12 protein-coding genes are annotated in these 19,674 nt (G+C 49.3%); 6 read left to right on the top strand and 6 right to left on the bottom strand.

Annotation, left to right across the window (positions count from 1 at the left end; translation table 11 throughout):
• Position 1: 1 nt before the first annotated feature.
• The 6 genes from V7S65_RS06520 to V7S65_RS06495 are packed head-to-tail and all read left to right on the top strand — an operon-like array spanning position 2 to position 12,955.
• The gene (locus tag V7S65_RS06520) at positions 2 to 424 is read left to right on the top strand and encodes a GPW/gp25 family protein (protein WP_111580469.1); all 423 of its coding nucleotides are present in this window, start codon (positions 2 to 4) and stop codon (positions 422 to 424) included.
• On the top strand, positions 421 to 4,218 hold the full coding sequence (locus V7S65_RS06515) for a hypothetical protein (RefSeq protein ID WP_336388800.1): 3,798 nt from the start codon (positions 421 to 423) through the stop codon (positions 4,216 to 4,218). The genes V7S65_RS06520 and V7S65_RS06515 overlap by 4 nt, the downstream gene beginning before the upstream one ends.
• A 45-nt stretch (positions 4,219 to 4,263) precedes the next feature.
• On the top strand, positions 4,264 to 5,043 hold the full coding sequence (locus tag V7S65_RS06510; protein ID WP_079467637.1) for a hypothetical protein: 780 nt from the start codon (positions 4,264 to 4,266) through the stop codon (positions 5,041 to 5,043).
• 9 nt (positions 5,044 to 5,052) lie between these two features.
• Entirely contained in the window at positions 5,053 to 7,908 is a 2,856-nt protein-coding gene (locus V7S65_RS06505; protein WP_336388801.1) for a hypothetical protein, read from the top strand.
• Positions 7,908 to 11,633 (top strand): contractile injection system tape measure protein, encoded by a 3,726-nt coding sequence (locus tag V7S65_RS06500; protein ID WP_336388802.1) that lies wholly within the window; start codon positions 7,908 to 7,910, stop codon positions 11,631 to 11,633. Before V7S65_RS06505 ends, V7S65_RS06500 begins: the two co-directional genes overlap by 1 nt.
• Positions 11,618 to 12,955: an ATP-binding protein gene (locus V7S65_RS06495; RefSeq protein WP_079467640.1), complete on the top strand. Its 1,338-nt coding sequence runs from the start codon at positions 11,618 to 11,620 to the stop codon at positions 12,953 to 12,955. The genes V7S65_RS06500 and V7S65_RS06495 overlap by 16 nt, the downstream gene beginning before the upstream one ends.
• 9 nt (positions 12,956 to 12,964) lie before the next feature.
• Here the strand turns inward: V7S65_RS06495 and V7S65_RS06490 are convergent, their stop codons facing one another.
• The 6 genes from V7S65_RS06490 to V7S65_RS06465 form a co-directional block, all read right to left on the bottom strand.
• Positions 12,965 to 14,152 carry a glycosyltransferase gene (locus V7S65_RS06490; RefSeq protein WP_336388803.1) on the bottom strand — a complete coding sequence of 396 codons (1,188 nt, stop codon included), beginning with the start codon at positions 14,150 to 14,152 and terminating at the stop codon, positions 12,965 to 12,967.
• 90 nt (positions 14,153 to 14,242) lie between these two features.
• Positions 14,243 to 14,827, bottom strand: a complete 585-nt coding sequence (locus tag V7S65_RS06485) for an RNA polymerase sigma factor (RefSeq protein ID WP_336388804.1) — start codon at positions 14,825 to 14,827, stop codon at positions 14,243 to 14,245.
• Between the two features lie 96 nt (positions 14,828 to 14,923).
• Positions 14,924 to 15,514, bottom strand: coding sequence for a hypothetical protein (locus V7S65_RS06480; protein WP_336388805.1), 591 nt, complete (start codon positions 15,512 to 15,514; stop codon positions 14,924 to 14,926).
• Positions 15,515 to 15,573: 59 nt separating this feature from the next.
• Entirely contained in the window at positions 15,574 to 16,605 is a 1,032-nt protein-coding gene (locus V7S65_RS06475) for a PorP/SprF family type IX secretion system membrane protein (RefSeq protein WP_336388806.1), read from the bottom strand.
• A gap of 33 nt (positions 16,606 to 16,638) precedes the next feature.
• Positions 16,639 to 18,636, bottom strand: a complete 1,998-nt coding sequence (locus V7S65_RS06470; protein WP_336388807.1) for an OmpA family protein — start codon at positions 18,634 to 18,636, stop codon at positions 16,639 to 16,641.
• Positions 18,637 to 18,662: 26 nt separating this feature from the next.
• Complete coding sequence (locus V7S65_RS06465) at positions 18,663 to 19,667, bottom strand: PorP/SprF family type IX secretion system membrane protein (protein WP_079467646.1); 1,005 nt, start codon at positions 19,665 to 19,667, stop codon at positions 18,663 to 18,665.
• Positions 19,668 to 19,674 lie beyond the last annotated feature (7 nt).

Raw genomic sequence — 19,674 nt, 5'->3', positions numbered from 1 at the left:
AATGGCAAAAGATATCAAATCATTTTTAGGGACAGGCTGGAGCTTCCCTCCTTCCTTCGACAAACCCAACGCATCCGTACTGATGGTATCTGATGTGGCAGATATTGAAGAAAGTATCCGCATTATTCTCAGCACCATTCCCGGCGAACGCACAATGCTGCCGGATTTCGGCTGCAACATCCGCAAGCTGGTGTTTGAAGTGGCAGACTCGCGTTTTTCAGGAGAACTGAATCATCTCATCTATCACGCCTTGCTGGAATACGAACCACGGATCAAACTGGTGGACTCGCAGATTGTTGACCAGACAATGGAAAGCGGCACCGTGTATGTGCAGATCAACTACACCGTGATCTCTACCAATACACGGCACAACCTCGTGTATCCGTTCTACTTCCTCGAAGGTACCAACATCAGTACGCGATGAGTAACTACTTTGAAAATATACAGGATGGCGTCAGCCAGTTGGAACGGCAACTGGATGCATTGCAACCTGCCTATGTAAAAGTAGACGACAGAAGCACCTTCGACCTGCTGGCGCAGCTGACGGCGCTCTCCAGCCAGTTTAACTATTATAATTTTAATCATCAGCCGGATGGCGACTGGCAGGAGTTCTTTCACGCGGATCTCGTGATCATGCTCATCATTTGCTCCAATCTCCAGTTCACGGCCTATGAAGAAAAATATCTCTTCCTGCGGGAAGCAATGGGCAAAGCAGGAAATGAAGCCAGTCTTTTTAAACATACCGCCGGCTTCTTCTCCCTGCTCTATGACATTGCCATTGAGCTGATGGATGTATTGCAGAAGTTATCCCTGTCAGATAAACAACAGGTGATCCGGCATTATGCAGACCAGGTGATCCAGTCCGTAGAAGAAGAAACCACGAAATTATACCGGTATGAACTACAGGTAAAACAATTGTTTCCCTATGAAACGGCTAGGCATCATACGCTCCGCAGCGCCGCTACCACAGCCAGGTTGCAGGCGCTGTTCCCCGGCATTTCAAACAATACTACCGAAGGGGAAGATACCTTCAGCGGATTTTTTTCGCTGAATGAAATTTATGACACCCTGCGTACTAAATTTTACCAGACTTCCAGCTCCTCATCTTACTATCTGAAGAATCAGCTCCACGAACGGAAACATACGCCGCATATGGGGCTGTTAATGACCTTTACGGAGCTTTACAAACACCTGCAGGACCAGATCAACGAAATGCCCAAAAGGCATCTCGATTATTACTACCGCACCATTCTGGGTATGGAACCGCTGCATGCCGTGCCGGATAAAGTACATATCCTGATCATGCCGGCGCCGCAGGTAGATAATCTTACCATCGATAAGGGAGAAATAGTGCTTGCTCCCACTATCGCCAGGAAGGAACCCCTGAAATACCAGCTGCGCGATACACTCAAAGTACATGCTACCACTATCACCGCTGTACATACCCTGTATGTAAGTAATTATCTGCAGATCGCGGCCCGGTCGCTGCAAACCAATAACATCTGCGAAGCAGCTATCTATCATGCTATTCACCCGGTAATACCGGCGCCGGCATTTGCGAAGCTCACTATCCCGCCTGTTACCTGGCCTTTGCTGGGGGAAGATCAGCACGACCTTTCGCAATCCGTACGCACAATGGAAAATACGTCGGTTGGTTTTATGATCGGATCTCCTGCTTTATACCTTACAGAAGGAAGCCGCTCCGTGCAGGTGCGGGTGCATTTCAACGCCGCCAGTTATGCGGGGCTGATAACATACCTGCAGAATTTCTCTGCCGTTACCGGCAGAAACCCCGCTGTTATCACCAGTGAACTAATGTCCGGCGCATTTCTTTTATACTACACCACTCCCACCGGATGGGCGCCCATTAAACATTACAACGTGCGTTGCAGCGCCGCGGAGCAGGCAGACAACGCCATCCTGATCAACTTCCTGCTGCGCGGCAGCGAAGCTCCTTCCGGTGTGTATAACCCGGAAGTGCATGGCGCCAATATTTCTTCAGCGTTGCCACTGGTGAAAGTATTGCTAAACAATAACAGCTTTCATCACTCCTACTCTTTCCTCCGTCACCTCGTACTGGAGCGGGTAACGGTAACGGCTAAGGTAACCGGCTTCCGGGCGGTAAAACTGGATAACAATATCGGGGAACTGAATGCCTATAGTTCTTTCAGGATCTTCGGTCCCATGCCGGCAGTAGGTTCGTTTCTTGATATCTGTAACACCAATGTTTTTAATAAGTATACAAAAGACTTCAGCATAAAACTGGAATGGCTGGAGCTGCCCAAAAATATAAATGGGTTCGATACCTACTTTGCCGCCTACCCGGGCAATATGACCAACAACGCTTATAAGGTAGGACTCAGCAGCATTAACAACGGCGTATTTTTGCCCGAACGCGGCAACCAGGAACAGTTCCGGCTTTTTGATACCTATCGTGACAAAGAAGGTGATGTGTATCTGGCAGATACCACACTGATCAAAGACCCCGACTTTAATAAGATCAGTTTCTCCAACGGAATGAAACTGGATAAAGAAGCAAAGCGCAGCGGTACAGCTTACAGGCAGGGCGCCGTCAGGCTGGAACTGTCGGCTCCTTCCGAAGCATTCGGGTACCAGTTGTATACACTCATCTTTCCTGAAATAATTTTATACAACGCCAAACACCCCTCGCGGAAAAAGCCAATGCCGGGCCTGCCTTATGTGCCGGTGGTAAAGTCCATTTCCATCAACTATACGCTGGAACATTCCGAATCATTGAAGCCCGGAAAAATATCTATACCAGGCGAAACCATGGAAGTACATCATGTGGGCGTATTCGGGAATGAAGAAATTTATCCCGGCAATGGCGCCAATGATTTCTCGCTGCTTCCTGTGTTCAATGAGGCCGGTCATTTGTATATTGGTTTTAACCAGCTGAAACCGGGAGAAGAGTTGTCGCTGTTATTCCAGCTGGAAGATAAATATTTCACTGACACCACTACCCGCCTTACCCCGTTGAACTGGAGTTACCTGGCGGATAACAAATGGCATCCTTTTGAAGGCATGTGTCTTTTATCAGACAATACCAATAATCTTTCGCGGAGTGGTATTGTAAAGATCAGGGTGCCCTGGGGCATCAATACCAATAACAGCATCATGTCGCCAGACGCCTGGTGGATCAGGATTTCAACGCCTTCCCACGAATGTATCACACCACGGGTCATTGGTATTTTCCCCAATGCAGTAACTGTAGAGCGCGTGTTTGAAGGCGTGGGCGGTTCGCTGGAAAAGGTATTGTCGCTTCCACCGCTGACCATAAAAAATACAAAGCGGGATATCCGCACAATCCAGGCCATCTGGCAACTGTTTCCTTCTTTCGGAGGCCGGAAAACAGAGCCGGAAAGTAAGTTCTATACGCGTGTCAGCGAAAGGCTGCGACACAAGCAACGGCCTGTTGCAGCACTGGATATTGCACAGGTATTACTGGAAGCTTTTCCGGAGATACTGATTGTAAAATGTATCACTGCGCCACCCGGCGCCAGGGATGAAGATGTAAGCATTGTGGTGGTTCCGCGGCAATCGGACAGCGGCCTGTTTATCAGTGCAGAACCAAAAGTAGACCTGGATACGCTGTGCCGTATCCAAAACTTTATGCAGCAGCATATCTCTCCTTTTGTTGCGTTATCGATCCGCAACCCGGTGTATGAAAGCGTGAAAGTTGTGTGCAGTATTATGTTCAGGGATCCGTCTGAAAACAACCAGAACAGCCACCTGCAACAGTTACACCTTGATATCCAGAAATATCTTTGCCCGTGGTTGTTTGATCCTTCCTCGCATTTGAAGATAGGCAGCACCCTGTATAAATCTGAACTATTAAATTATATCAACCGGCAGCCTTATGTAGAATATATCACCGGTTTTTCACTGGTGCATTTTTATTATACAAAAGATGAAGATACCGGTATGGTGACTGCCTACAGCACAGATACCGCCATAGGCGATCTTCAGCAGGTTACGCCTTCTTTGCCGCAGGCCGTGCTGATCCCGTCGAAGGAACACCTCATCACGGTATTGCGGTCGCCGGAATACAAAGAGCCGGAGCCATTGGGCATTGATGCGCTGAAGATCAGCAGCGAACTCATCATCGGTAACGACCATCCCGTTATAACGCCAACGGACCAACGACCGGATCATGCTACCGATGAAGAAATGCTCACGATCTCTATAATGCCGCCCTGATCAATATCTGGCAACTATTCATCTCTTAATATAAACTCCTGACATATGGACATGCAAAATAAAAAAGTATACGGGCGGGATGAGCTGAAACAGTATTTCAGAAATGGTGTGATGCCAACAGAAAATCATTTCGGCTACCTGATAGATTCTACCATCAACAAACAGGAAGATGGTTTTTCAAAAGATGAAGACAATGGCTTGCTGGTATCTACGCTCGGTGACTCCAAGCGGCTGGTATCCTTTTACCGCGCTACCGACGACCTGGAGCCTTTCTTCTGTATGGAAAAAGATGAACAGGACTACCCGGCCCTGCGCCTGAAACCCGGCACCGGTGAAGATGATCAGACCGGTCCCGGAAAGAGTTTCTTTTTTCATATGAACGGCAACCTGGGCATTGGAAAAAAAAGCGACCCCCGTTTTAAAATAGATGTCAACGGTTTTGCCGGTATGCAGGGACGCATGGGTACCTTCAAAACTGGCGCCGTTCCGGCCAATGGCAAATGGCATCCCATCCTGGAATCACTGGATAACTGCCAGGCATTTGAAGTAATGGCCAGAACCGGCAGGAAAGGCGCTGGCAGGGTAGCATTGCTTCATGCCACCGCGCTGGCCGCCTATGGCGGATCACATAACCGGATCAGCCAACGTTGCGCCCACTACGGCTTCTTCTGGAATAAGATCAGGCTGCGCTGGAAAGGCACCACGCACAACTATGCGCTGCAATTACGCTCCAACAGCAACTATGGAGATGGCGTGGAAATATTTTATAACATCACCCGGCTATGGAGCGATGAGCTGTTTATGCCGGATGAGTATTACTATTAATGTTGTCATATGCCCGATAGTCCCGTTCTGATCAACAGAGACAAAGCCATTGCGCCCGCAATGGATTATGATCTATTAATGAAGGAAGCGATTGCCCGCGTGCAGGAGCTATCCGGTACCGAATGGACCGATTACAACCTGCATGATCCCGGTGTAACCATCCTGCAACAGCTGTGCTATGCGATCACGGATCCCGCCTACCGTACCGCTTTCCCGATAGAAGAAATACTGGCAGATAAAAAGGGCGACATTGATCCTTTGCCGCACTCTTTTTTCCGGCGTGCAGAAATGCTTACCTCTGCACCTGTAACGGCAAACGATTATCGTAAAGTGGTGCTGGATGAAATAGACGATATAGAGAATGTATGGATTGAACCCGTGCAAACCGCCCACCCATCCGGTTGTACAAAAGGCGTATACCGGGTATTTATACAGGTGGAAGATGCGATTGCGAGGAACATGAAAGCCAATGCAGACCAGGTACAACAGCTCGCAGCGCAAACCGATCATCTCCTGCAATCGTACCGGAATATCGGGGAAGACTTTGAACCCGCAATAGTACTGCAACCACAGGAAATTTTCATCAAGGCAGAAATTTTTGTAGACAGCAGACATGAACCCCAGCAGATCCTCGCCCTGATGTGCAACGCTTTTGAAATGACTATCCATCCGCCGGTAAGATTTGTATCGGCCGCGGAAATGTATATCAATGGCCATACTGCGGAAGAAATGTATGCAGGTCCATTACTGAAAAAGGGATTCGTGGCCAACAGCGATCTGCATCCCCGCAAACAAACTGCCGATCCCGCCGACCTGATGAAAAGCGTATCAGAAGTACCCGGCGTAATGAAAGTAAAAGCCATTTACCTCGCAGATGAAAATGGTAACTTCCAGGCGAAACCTGTACAGATCAAAGAAGGCCACTACCCCTACCTGGAGATGGTGAGTGAAAAGCACGAGATAAAAATATCGAGCGATAAATTTGAATACAGTCTGCGCGATGCCGGCTTTCTCAATATGTACGAACAGGTGAAAACGGTGACCCGGAGGAAGTTTGCAGGCCATCAAAACTCCGAGGCTTCCAAACCGCTGAAAGGCACCTACCGTAACTTAGGCCAGTACTATTCGCTGCAACACTACTTCCCGGCTATTTATGGCATCGGGCATGAAGGGCTGGAAAAAGATTCACCCGCCCTCCGCCAGGCGCAGGCAAAACAGCTGAAAGCTTACCTCCTTTTCTTTGAACAACTGCTGGCCAACTATCTCGCACAGTTGAGTAACATGGGCAATTTGTTTTCGCCCTTCCTGCAACAGGTGCCCCCAACTACGTATGCCACACAGCCATTGTACAACGTACCACATGCCGCCACCTTATTAAAAGCGTTTACCGATCAGGCCATACCAGCCTCCTGGGATGATTTCAGGAAGGATAACGGAAACCCCTATATTAAAAACATGCAGGAAGCCGCAGAACCAGACAAAGTATACCAGCAGCGAAAGAACACAATCCTGGATCATTTGCTGGCCCGTTTCAACCTGGTGTTACTGAAATACCCGGTTTCTTTCTATGAACAAACGTATGCCCGCGACGCCCCTCCAACCCGGATCAGCGCGGAGCTGGAATGGAAAGCGGAGATCCTGCGCGACCTGCCGGCACTCAGCGCTAACCGCAACCGGTCGTTCAACTACCGGGAAGATATTTTTAATGAAGGCACCTTATCCGGTTATGAAAACATTTTGCATAAACTGCTGCATGTGCGCGTGGAAAAAAGAAAACGGCTTACCGCCGTATTTGACACCGGCAGCTGGAAAGTAGCGGTGAACCACCCTTCCGAACCACACCTCCATGTTCACCTGGTAAAGGAATATAAAGTAAAAGATGAACTGCTGAAAGTGAATATTGCTGAGAGCACCTCCGGTGAAATCATTACCGGTAAGAAATACGACTACGGCCGGCAATCCGTGTCCCTGCTGCGCTACGGACTGGACCCCGGCAATTACCGCATTATATATGATGAAGAAGAAGATGTTTACCTGGTGGTATACCGTCATGCTGCACACGCACTATGGCAGGTAGTAAGCCGGGAACAGACCCATGAAGAAGCTGCACAGGCGCAAAAAGAAATGATCCGGCACCTGAAGCAGATCAGTATAGCATCCGAAGGATGTTACCTGCTGGAACACCTGCTGCTGAAGCCTGCGTACACAGACAGCAGTTTTGGATTCCGTATTTACAGCAGGGCTAATAAACTGTTGCTGCAACATGCACAATGGCTCACTCTCGATGAGCGGGAAGCGCAGCTGGAAAACATGGCGCCGCTGGCAGCGGCCCTTAATGAAAAGGATGCCTATGGCAGCTGGCAACAACTACAGCAGTATTACAAGATCTACTTCTATCCGGCGGATACGCCGGAACTGTTAACAGCAGCGCATTTCACGTCGCCTGACTATAAAGCAGCCGCTGAGAAAACGATGCTGGATCTGCTGTTGCTGATCAGGCAGATGAAAACCGGGCAGCACCGGCAGGTGCGTGTGGCGCTCTATGTAAAACAGGGTGCATCGCAAATGTTGCAGGAAGACTTTTTCAAATTCGGCATGAGCATTATTTTTCCTTCATGGCCGGCGCGTTTCCAGTATAAAGAGTTCAGGAATTTCACCGAAGGACTTTTCCGGGAACATACCCCTGTACAGTTTCGCATGAACTTTAGCTGGCTGGGGATCACTGCCATGCAGGATTTTGAATCACGTTATTTCGGCTGGCTCAAAGCAATGCGTGGGGAGGGCGACCGGCCTTCCGCTGCTACTGCATTACTTGAGCTTATGATAAAAGATCCGGCATTTTCTCAACATGTAGTTACCGTATAATGGAAGCACACATCATCCGGCGATACAGCTTTGACATCACCTACGATTCGAGGCCCAGGGCTTTTGCCTTGCAGGACAAAGTAAGTATGCTTTTCCGGCAAAGCATCAGCAACCGCACGGATGAACTGCTGCAACAACTGATCCCCGCTGATATGATGGCCTCTATCGATGGCCTGGTGCTGGACATTGGCACCATTCCGTTCAAAGACCTGGAGACTGAGCTGCCGGTGAAAATACTGGCGGCTTTGCAACAGGCGCTTACCGACCTGCTGTATCATCAGCAGGCAGGCACGCAGCATAGCGTTAGCGGGGATATTACTATCCGGAAAGGCGAAGACCGGCAGCTGGAGCTGATGACCTTTTTCCTGTTGCAGGGTGTAATGCCCTGGTGGGCTACTGCCGCTGAACGCGCACAACCGGGAGATATCGTTTTGCAGTTATCAAAAACGTCTCCCGGTAAACTGGCTGATTTTATCCGCAGCATTGGCCGGAGTCAAAGTGTACGGGAGCGGATCGTGTGGCAATTTTCCGTTGCCGTATTACAGGCTATCGTGGAAGTGCTGGAGCCGGCGGAAGCGTTGTTTATTATTGCCGGTAGCCGGGAAATAGTGTTGTTGCAACAACAGCAGCAACTACTGCATACGGAAGCCAGCGAACTGGAAAAAGCCGTGTGGTTGTTTATGCTCACCTATCTCATTATGGAGCGGGGCAGCAATTTTAACCGCAAAGAGTTTGTACGCAGCAACCTGCTGAAGCTGGCCGGGCATTTCAATCTTTCTTATGAAACCATCCTGGAACTGTTTTACGAAGCATTGTGGCGATACAAATCTTCCATCCCGGAAACGGGGCTGGGCAGCTATATCAGGGATCTTTATAACGAACTAACAGTTACCCCCCAACGAAAACTGGTTTCCGGCAGCGATCCTTCTTACAAAAAATTAATGGCAGATACCGGGGAACAAATCAATGTACTCCGCTACTACCTGTTGTATGGCGCTATTCCGTGGTGGGCGCCGGGTGTTACCCCCGCGTCTCTCCAGCTGATGTTTAACAATACCGGTTACCGTGCCGCCACCTCCCTGAAACAGATGTTGCAGCTGGTATTGCAACACCAAACGGCCGCACACCGGTGGAATGGGCTGATGCAAACCAATGCAGTAGCAGTTGAGCAAACAGGGTATTTAAGGGAGATAAAAAACTGGGCAAACGACGCCATTGCCACGGCGCCCTTTGCCGGAGACACAGGTATAAAACGGTTACTACTCCGCGACGTGATCCTGCACCTGCTTACCTATGGCAGCATTTCCTGGTGGGGAAAAACGTATGCGCACTACTCTCTTAACAGCTTACTGGAGCAACTGGCCGATCAGCATCCGGACCAAACGCTGACCATCCTCGAATACGCCGCCACCTTACCTGGAGCGATGTACCGGCTTGTTACCGGCGTAAAGCCCGCGGTATTTTTCCGGCTGCTGAAAAGCAGCGGGATGAGCAGCGCCGCAGAAGAAATATACGACAACGTATATACGCTGTTAATGGCCGTGCAACAATTCGTTACGGTGAGTACCCTGCCGCCGGAGCAGTTTATCCTGCAAGCTATCTGGCAATCGCTTACAGCGACGCGCTACCGGCGGATCAGTAAGGAGGTATTGCTGCAACACCTGCTCCTTCCTACCTGGTCGGAGACTCCTGTGGCTGCGCCGCATATGATCCGTTTCCTGTTGCAACAGCTGCTGCCTGTTATTAATCATCTTTCCGGCAATACCGTGCTGGCCAATGATCTGCAGGCATGGACCATACCCGCGCATTCCGTTTCCACGCAGGAAACAGAACGCTTACCGCCACAGATAACAGTCTCCCCCGACGCGGTAACCAGCTGGCTGCAACAATTCCTGACCACGGGACAATTGCCTCCGGCAGCAGGTAACTCTTCAGTGGCTTATGCGGCAAGATTACTGCAATGGCTATACGAATATCATGAGGAATACATGAAAATGTTACAGGACAACATTACCTTATCGCCTTTCTTGTTCCGGCAGCTGGAGGAACTCTTCCTGCAACTGGAACCACATATCGAGCCGGTACAGGCATTGCTGCAACCCTGGCTGGAGAAAACCATTGCGGCAGGTAGCGCCTCGTTTACCGCAGGCAGCAATAGCAGGATCTACCAGCCCGCAGTAGCGTTCCGGTCGTTGCTGCAACGTATGCAGCGCTACACCGCTATTACCACGGAGCATCAGCAACAAACAGTGCTGGACGAAGCGCGGCAGTTACTAACGGTGTACCTTACACGCCACCGGTTGCCCGACAAATTGGGTTCCCTGTCAGTATCGGCGACCAATGAAATCATCAAAGCAACCGTGATCCTGTTGTTTAACGCCGCCCCGGCCATCCTTCAACAGCTATTTACCAGCTACCGGCAGCAATTGGCGGCCAGGCTGCAGATATATGGGTTATTCTCCTTCTATGCCGGGGTACCTGACAGTCATATCCGGCAAAGCCTGGATGTATTCGCCGTACAGGATAGTTTGCTCCTGTTGCAGGAAACAGCCGGTAATAGTCACCAGGGCAGCATCACCGACCTGCGGAAAGCCGTCCGTTTTTATAAACAGCGCAGCCGGCAGGAACGGAAATTATTCTATAGTAAAATACTACAGCATCCCGCGCTGATAGAACAAATGGCGCAGCATCTCGACGAAGAAGCTTTTCTCGATATCATGCAGGATGTGCCGCTCGGTTGGAGTGCTAACGTTACGGATGCGCTGCATGAATTGCAACGGCTGCTGGAAACACTGCTTCCCGGCAGCCAGGAAAAAATGCAGCTGCAACAGGTATTCCGGCGGTTTCACCTGCTATTGCTGGGTGCGCATATACATGTATACGATGCGCGCAGCTATGCTACCCGTTTCCTCGATTTTGTGAACGTGGCGGCGCCCGGCATTGCGGAGGCATTAATCAGCCAATTGGTAAAAACTGCGCAACAGCCGGCGGCACTATCGTATACGCATATACGGCATGTGGTACCGGTATTGCAGCAGGAAGCACAGCTAAATATTACTGCCAACCGCCACCGGGCCTTGCTACGGGAAAGCCTCTACGAAAAAGACCAGCTGCAAACCATGAGGGCCGTTACCACTGCAGCCGCCGGGCAGCCGGAAATACCGGAAGCACCGCCACGGGAACCAGAGAGCTGGGCTAAAGTAAAGAAGCCACCACTGGATACCATTTACACCGGCAACGCCGGTCTGATTATACTCCATCCGTTTATTCCTTATGGCTTTAAACGGATTGGCCTCGTGAACGACGAGGGGTTTGTAAACAGGGATGCGCAACATCGTGCGGTACACCTGCTTCAGTATATGGTAAACGGAAAGGAAATACATGCAGAGCATGAGTTGGCACTCAATAAAATAATGTGCGCCCTCCCACTGGAAGAACCGGTACCGGCAGAGATACTACTGACAAACGAAGAAAAACAGCTCTGCGAAGAACTGCTGAAAGTAGTGATCCAGCGCTGGGAGAAAATGAACAACTCTTCTGTGGAAGGCTTCCAGGCGGCCTTCCTGCAGCGCGACGGCGCGCTCTGGGAAAAAGATGATGACTGGTGGCTACGCGTGGAAGAACGAGGCTACGACATGATACTTCAAACCTTACCCTGGGGCATTGGCATGATCAAAACCCCGTGGATGGAAAAAACAATATATACAGAATGGGCATACAGTTAATAGCAGCCAATGCGGCTGCATTGGAAAAAGAACTGGAGTGGTTCCGGTTACTGGCTGAAGCACGGATGCAGCAATACTTCCAGCAATCAGTGGTGGAATACCCACCCATGCCGGACCTCTCAGACGATCCATCTGTGTACGCACAGATCATAAAACACTACGGCATGTCGCATGCCGAACGGACCATATTGCTGCTCGCACTCATCCCGCATATACAACCACAGCTGCTGGACATTTTCTTTGTTAAGAACGCTACATACGACAGGGGCTTTACAGAATTTGGCGGTATTAAAGGACTGATGCATGGCGGCTTTTTGCCAACCGGGGAAACAGCCGCTTTTCTGCTGGCTACCGGCGACCTGCAACAACGGTTTAACCTGATCCGCTATTTCAGTCCTGACCATTTCTTTGCCAAACACCAGATCCTCAGACTTACTCCTGCCGGCGAAGAGCCGCTGCTAAGCGGCACCCTGAGCCTCTCGGCCGAATATCTCAGCCTGTTTACACAAGGGCTTTCGCATCGCCCCGATTACAATACACAGTTTCCAGCCAAACGTATTGAAACGGGTATGGAGTGGCGCGACCTGGTGCTGGAGCCGCATGCGATGGAAGAAGTGGAAGATATCCGTACCTGGATAGAGCATGGTACTACCCTGTTGCACGACTGGGGCATGCACAACAAAATAAAACCTGGCTTCCGCAGTCTTTTTTATGGTCCGCCGGGAACGGGAAAGTCGCTCACTGCCTGCCTGCTGGGCAAAACGTTCAACATGGATGTGTACCGGATCGACTTGTCAATGGTGGTATCAAAATTTATTGGTGAAACGGAAAAGAACCTTGCGCAGGTATTTGACAGGGCTATCAACCAGCAGTGGATTTTGTTTTTTGATGAAGCAGATGCGTTGTTTGGAAAACGCACGCAAACCTCTTCTTCCAACGACCGGTATGCTAACCAGGAAGTGGCATACCTGCTACAGCGCGTAGAAGATTTTCCCGGCGTGGTGATACTAGCTACTAACCTGAAAGCCAATATTGATGAAGCTTTCGCCCGTCGTTTTCAATCGATGATCTATTTCTCTATGCCTGGCCCGGAGCAACGGTTACGCATATGGGAACAATCGTTTCCCGCACATATAGCGCTGGAAGATAAGGTGAACCTGGAAGACACTGCGCGTAAATATGAAATGACCGGTGGCACCATTATCAACGTAGTGCGTTACAGTTGTCTGATGGCACTGAAACGGGGAGATAAAACCATCCGGCAAAAGGATGTGCTGGCGGGCATCCGCAAGGAGTTTGGGAAAGATGGAAAGATTGTGTAAGCCTTACTGCTACTTCAGCCAGGACATATCGCTTCCTTCAAAATCACTGACCGCCAATGAAGGGACTTTAATAGACAGATCGTCTGCCGATATTTTATTTTCCATTGCCTCACTGAAGTACTTTTTATTTCCCATGGGGATATTGCGGGGGATTCCTCTTGTCCTGCTGTTGGTTCTTAATGTTTCTCTCATTCCCTCCGGACCTGTAGAGCCCATTGTTTCTAATCCCCGGGGGCTATACAAAGGGTTATCACCTGAAGCGTCAGGATACTCTTTAAGCCTGTCGCCATCTGCATATAACTCGTTCAATTTCTTCTCTGCATTGGCGCTGATAAGACTTATATTCTCCGCACCTGGTAATGAAGCGATCAGGTCGTTGGTGGCTTTTTTTGCTTCCGACCTGTTATGGGAGAGCATGCCGGTTTTATAGATCTTCTTTTTTACTTCTTCAAACAAATCAGGATGTTCCACTTCAGCCGAACCGCCGGATGCACCACCTTCCTCCGTATTCTTTCGGAAACCAAGATCGCTGTCTGAATAAATGCCGCCATACTTACTGAGAATACTGTAACGCGCCAGGTCGGATGCAGTGCCAAAATTGGTCCATGTATCATTTGGATCAGCAGGTGCTCTTTTAATATAGCCGGCCTCCTTCTGATAATGTTCTGTAAAGATGCTGTTGTCGGCAGAAATATCTTTAATAATGATTCCATGCTCGCCAGCCCAGACAGACATATCTCCAAAACCATTTTGTATATGATTAGTCCGGTCGCGCCAGCGGCTATCAGACCACAACCAGATCTGCGCAGCAGGATTTCTTTCCTTCCAGGCAAGTACATTCGTTTTCCCGCTTCCGGGCATGGAGCCTCCTATCCAGATGAAATGAATGATCTTTGGCAGGCCCCCATCTTCCTTACCCTTAAATTCACTGATGTAGTGTTCAATAGCTTGCGCCTCTTTACCTTTCTCCAGCGGATATACTTTGGGCTCCCGCATCAGTACCTGTATTAAACCATAGTTTGGTTCAAACAGTGCAGGATTCAATGCAATGATATCACTGATGGTGGGTTCCTCCTCTGTACCTTGATAAATAAACTTTCGCTGGACCGGCGCATATTGAGAGATACCATTCCTGCCTGCTATGTGATCCGCATTGCTGCGAAAGGTACGTTCCTGGGGGCTATTTCGGGTATACATGGGGATACTGTTTTCGTTAATCCGTATAATGAAATTAACGAAAAAGCGCCGGCTTTCAACATGCTAAGAGAATTAGTTTAACCCGCAGGATTATACAGATACGAGGTCTTCAACACCGACCTGTTTTCTTAAATTCATCAATGCGTACCGTACCCTTCCCAGTGCTGTATTAATGCTGATGCCAATGGTTTGCGCCATTTCCTTATAACTCAGATCGGCGTAATACCGCAGGATCAGGGCTTCGCGCTGCAGTCCGGGCAAACGGTCGAGCATCCTGTTTATTTCTTCGGTCACCTCCGCCCGGATCATGCGGTACTCCTGGCTGTGTTCCGTAACCTCCATGTAATCGCCCAGGTCATCGTTGTAGGTGACTATGGTGCTTTGCCGTTGATTAGCTTTCCTGAAATGACTGATACAGGCGTTATGGGCAATCCTTACCGCCCACGCCAGGAACCGGCTGTTATCAACATAGTGTCCCGATTGCAATGCGTTCACTATCTTTATAAATACTTCCTGGAAAATATCTTCTGCCAGGCTTCTGTCTCTCACAAGTAAAACAATAGTAGTAAAGATCCTGTTCTTATGGCGGTATACCAATGCGGTAAAGGCTGGGTTGTTTCCTGCAATATACAGGCGGATCAACTCCTGATCCGTAAGGTCACTATATGGGTTCATACACGGTTTCATAAATTTTGGTCAATGAATGTTTTCAGATGGGGGCCACCCTGAACAGGGCAGCCCTTTTATATACTGGTGGTTGTATTAGCCAACCTAGTCCTTGAGATTTAAATATTTTTTTACCTGGCTGTAGTCGTTCCAGTCGATACCTGCCGCAGATCTTGCAGACACACCACCGGGAATAATTACATACCTGTATTGATAACGTTTATCCGTAGTAGTGGTACTGATAGGTGCATTCGCAAGCAGGTCGATGGCGCCGACAGAGGCTACAAACCTTACCAGGTAACCATATTCATCTACATACGGCAACGCTTGTACGAAAGAATTGGCAGCAGTACCGAGATTGATATATACGTTAATAGACGCGTTGGCCAGTAAGGGAGCCGTTAACTTCGGAGCATCCAGGCTGGCGCCATATATGATGGTGTTAATAGTGCCATTCTGATTAAAGATGGTATCTGCAGGTGCAAACGCCACATCCTTCCAGGTGGAATAAATAACATTCGCGGTACCGGGTGCGCCTGAATCGCCTTTAGGACCGGTAGCTCCGGGAATACCACCTGGACCAACAGGACCGGCAGGACCAGCAGGTCCCTGATCTCCATCTTTGGAGCAGGCAGCAAAAAATAATACAACCGCAGTGATCAATGCATAGGGCATAAAGCGTGTAACCTGTTTCATAATGACAATTGTTTGTTTGTTTTTATTGATTAAATGAAAAGATGAAAAATTGATAGCCGCTACCATACGTTACGGGGACAGGTATCTCCATACTTGTTACCCAGCAGGAAACCGATCATGATTTCATGAGTGCCCCTGCTCACTGTATTCAGGGAAGACGCCGTATAGTCATAAGAGTAGCCGATGTTAAACTGTGAGCTGATGTTTACCCCAAACATAGCCGCCACTCCGTCGTTTATACGGTAGGAAGCGCCCAGCCAGAGGCGGTCGCGGTACATGAACCTGGCGTTGACATCTACACTGAACGGCATGGCAGTAATCATTTTCAGCATCACCGACGGCATCACATTCAGATCGTCGTTTATCCATAACCGGTAGCCGGTAGTAAAGAATAAATGTGGCACCAGTTTGCCGCTGTAAACAGAGTCGCCTACTACTTTGCCATTATCAAACCCGATTTGCTGCGGGATAATATTCTGGACGGATAAGCCGGCGAAATAATCTGCCGAGTACAGCCACAGTCCTGCATTTACTTCCGGCTTCCATTTGTTCAGTATACCGGAACTGGTGCCAAGTACTGGATCGGAAGGATCAAAGAATTCCACCCTGCTGGCATCCAGACTCACCTGTTGCATGCCGATCCCAATACCTGCGCTGACGCTGGTTCTGGGAGAAAGATTGATGTGATGCGCATAGGCGCCGCTAATGGAAAATCGGTTAAGCGGACCGGTTTTGTCGTTCAGCACAGTGAGTCCCACACCCGGATGCGGAGGCGGCGTGGCATAGTCCTGCCAGTAGGCTTTTCCGCGGGGATTACTCCCTTCCGGATCAAAGCCCGTGGGCGACGCGGTACTGTAATCCGATTTACGCAAAGGCCCCTGCAGGGTCATATACGTGGTTACCGGTGCACCTTTCATCCCTACCCACTGATGCCGGTGACTGAAGCGCAGGTCCCAGTAGTTTTCAATACCCGCCAATGCCGGGTTGATGATGAAAGGATTCATGATATACTGCGTGTAATGTGGCTGTTGCTGTGCATGGGTAACATGCACGAGCAAAACAAGCAAACCTGTGAGCACAATGTTTTTCATGGATCAGTGATTTTGGGTTAAACAGCCGGGCTGTTACTTTTTAATGATGGTAAATGCCGTTCTCCTGTTCTTCTGCCTTCCTTCCGGATTATCACTACCATCTTCCAGGGTATTGGGCGCTACCGGCTGCGTATCGCCATAGCCTATATAAGTAAGCCTGGAGCGGTCAATACCTTTGCTTACGAGATATTCCACGCAGGTTTTTGCACGGGTTTCCGACAGGCGCTGGTTAAAGGCGGGCTTACCTTTGCTATCCGTGTGCGCACTCAGCTCTATGTGCATATCCGGGTTGGCGGTGAGCAGTTCCGCGAGTTTATCCAGTGAAGGGAATGAACCTTCCTGTAACGTTGCCTTGTTGAAATCGTAATACACGTTTTCCAGCACTACCGGGGCTTCCGGCGTAACGAGCTTCGTCAGGCACAATACCGGCACCGTCATATCGGCGGTATCTTCGTTTAACGGAACGGTTATCTGCTGCGCATTTGTCGTATATCCATCTGCGTTAGCTACGGCTTTTAACGGTAAAAAATCTTCCACGGTAAAAGCATAGCTACCATCGGCGGCGGTGGTGTGCGTGTATACCACTTTATTGCTGATGGTATCTATTACGTTAATGGCTGCGCCTGCCAGCGGCGTATTATTATCGCAGGATACCACGATACCGCTTAATTGTTTCGGCGGACGGTTTTTATGTACAAAGAACAGCTCCAGGCAGCATTCTGCGGCGCGGTCGGTACCCAGCAATACTTCATCCAGCAGGTTTTTATTATTGCTTCTGCTGGTAAAATAAATATCATCTTTCACAGAGTTCACCGGGTAACCCATGTTTACCGGCGCTTTCCACGTACCTACATTTCCTTTGCTGGAGAAGAAGTCGTACCCTCCCATGCCCACGCGTTTGTCCGCAGAGAAGATCAGCGTTTTGGTAGCGGCATGATAAAATGGCGCCTGTTCATTGCCGGCGGTGTTGATTACTTCTCCCAGGTTAGCTGTTTGCAAGGGTTTACCCGATTCATCAATGGTGGCATACCATAAGTCGAAACCACCGTAACCATCGGCCCTGTCGCTGGCGTACAACAATGTTTTACCATCTTCCAGTAAATACGGTTGCTGGGTATTATTACCTGCCGAATTCACCAGTGCATCCATCACTACCGGATCGCTCCAGTTATCGCCGTTTTTACGCGACACATATATGGCCGACACTTTCTTACCATGATCAATATGCCAGCGGGTAAGGAATAGCAACTCTCCGTTGGGCGACAAACACGCAGCGCCCTGGTGTAGTCCTTCCGGTTGATCCAGCTTTAACAGGCGGATGCCGGATACCTGCCCGGCTTCATAGCTGGCGGTATATAAGCGGTTGATATAGGTATGATTTTTTTGAAAAGAACTATCCGGCCTGGTAGAGGTAAAGATGAGGGTGCTGCCGTTGCTCCACAAAGGCGCATAGCTGGCGCCAGTGGTATTTAACGCAGGAGGCGCCTTCTTTACGCTGTACTCCGACAGATCTTTTTTATTCAGCTGCGCCGTAATAAATTCCAGGTTCTGCAATTCGCGTTTAGCCGCTTCCGTGAATTTATCATTAGCGGTATAGCCGTCGAGGAAATTTTTAAATGCCTGCGTGGCCTCTTCATACTTAGCCAATGCGCGCAGGGATACCGCATAGTAATAAGACGCCAGTGGGAAACTGGTTTTATCCAGTTCCATCACGGATTCATAATAAGGCGCCGCCTTACCATAGTTATGAAGATTGCGGTAACTCTCTGCCAGCTTATATACTGCCTGTTGTTCACTGCTCACCTTTACTGTTTTATTCTTTACCACAGACACGGCGGCATACGGTTTGTAGGTATCCGGCTTCACCGTTTTGGTGCGGGAGCCCAGGTACTTTTCATAATAGGTAGCCGCTGAATTGTAGTCTTCTTTACTGTAGTACTGATCTGCCGCCTTGAGGTAGTTATAGGTAAACTGTGCGAACGACATCATACCGGATAACAGCAATGCGGAAGTAAATAATATTTTTTTCATGAGATCCTGTTGCTTTTAAAAGTTGATTACAATCGTGGACAAACAAATTCTACATCCGGTGTTCTTACCGATCTGCGACCAATGAACGTAAGGGATATTTCAAAGCTGTTGGAGCCATGCGCCATTTTGCTGAGATCGGAGGTATTGATATCATAGCTGGCGCCAAGCATCATGTTCTTATAGATGAATCCCGCGTGTGTAGTCACGGCATCTTTATACCGGTAGTTCACGCCCAGCAGGAAATCCGTTCCCGCGGCGGCATTCAACTGCCCATAGGCGCCAATCATTTTTTCCTGTGCAGGTCCCTGCTGCATGAACAGGAAGTTGGGCGTAATGCTGAGTATTTCCGACAATGTTAACTTCACGCCGCCGTGTACATTAAAGCGCATCGGGAAACGGGCATCTCCTTTGGCGCTGAACTGGTCCTGTGGTTTTGTGAGATGCATAACCGATACGCCGCCATAGATGTTAAAGTTCTTCCCGGGGGTAGCGTCATAATACAAAGCGCCTGCGCCGGCATCAAAGGAAGCTGCCGAGTTGCGGGTAAGTACATCCGATACCGGGTTGCCGGGATTGTATCCCGTAACAGGATTCCACTGCTCGCCATAGGTGAGTTTGGAAGGATCAAACCTGCGCTGGATAAAGCCGAGCTGCAAGCCAAAGTTTAACTGGTGATAATGGGAAGCGTCCAGTTTTACACCGGTGTAGGCCGCGCTTACATAGGCGGTGGTATAATTGTAGCCGCCATCGCCGGCAGTTTGGTTTAATACGCTGGCGCCTATATTAATATTTTTTGCAGTAGGTATTTCCCCGCTTACGCCATATGTTTTAAACGGGCTGATATTTCCCCACTGGGTACGGTAAATTGCCGCCACGCGGTAGTCGCCGTCAAATACGCCGGTAAGCGCAGGGTTTAACCACGACGGATATACGTAGTACTGGGAAAAATGGGGATCGGTTTGCGCCATTAACCGGGTACCGGAGCATACAGTGGCTGCAAAGATGAATAAGGTTGCAATGATCGTTCTCATTTACAAT

The organism is Chitinophaga sp. CCNWYY40 (genome assembly GCF_037483205.1).
In the GTDB taxonomy this organism is placed as follows: Bacteria; Bacteroidota; Bacteroidia; order Chitinophagales; family Chitinophagaceae; genus Chitinophaga; species Chitinophaga ginsengisegetis.
This window is presented reverse-complemented; position numbering and strand designations above follow the sequence as displayed.

What these genes read in the sequence shown, in the direction of transcription:
- V7S65_RS06520 (WP_111580469.1), top strand. Translation starts at nt 2, where the DNA reads ATGGCAAAAGATATCAAATCATTTTTAGGGACAGGCTGGAGCTTCCCT.
- V7S65_RS06515 (WP_336388800.1), top strand. Translation starts at nt 421, where the DNA reads ATGAGTAACTACTTTGAAAATATACAGGATGGCGTCAGCCAGTTGGAA.
- V7S65_RS06510 (WP_079467637.1), top strand. Translation starts at nt 4,264, where the DNA reads ATGGACATGCAAAATAAAAAAGTATACGGGCGGGATGAGCTGAAACAG.
- V7S65_RS06505 (WP_336388801.1), top strand. Translation starts at nt 5,053, where the DNA reads ATGCCCGATAGTCCCGTTCTGATCAACAGAGACAAAGCCATTGCGCCC.
- V7S65_RS06500 (WP_336388802.1), top strand. Translation starts at nt 7,908, where the DNA reads ATGGAAGCACACATCATCCGGCGATACAGCTTTGACATCACCTACGAT.
- V7S65_RS06495 (WP_079467640.1), top strand. Translation starts at nt 11,618, where the DNA reads ATGGGCATACAGTTAATAGCAGCCAATGCGGCTGCATTGGAAAAAGAA.
- V7S65_RS06490 (WP_336388803.1), bottom strand. Translation starts at nt 14,152, where the DNA reads ATGTATACCCGAAATAGCCCCCAGGAACGTACCTTTCGCAGCAATGCG.
- V7S65_RS06485 (WP_336388804.1), bottom strand. Translation starts at nt 14,827, where the DNA reads ATGAACCCATATAGTGACCTTACGGATCAGGAGTTGATCCGCCTGTAT.
- V7S65_RS06480 (WP_336388805.1), bottom strand. Translation starts at nt 15,514, where the DNA reads ATGAAACAGGTTACACGCTTTATGCCCTATGCATTGATCACTGCGGTT.
- V7S65_RS06475 (WP_336388806.1), bottom strand. Translation starts at nt 16,605, where the DNA reads ATGAAAAACATTGTGCTCACAGGTTTGCTTGTTTTGCTCGTGCATGTT.
- V7S65_RS06470 (WP_336388807.1), bottom strand. Translation starts at nt 18,636, where the DNA reads ATGAAAAAAATATTATTTACTTCCGCATTGCTGTTATCCGGTATGATG.
- V7S65_RS06465 (WP_079467646.1), bottom strand. Translation starts at nt 19,667, where the DNA reads ATGAGAACGATCATTGCAACCTTATTCATCTTTGCAGCCACTGTATGC.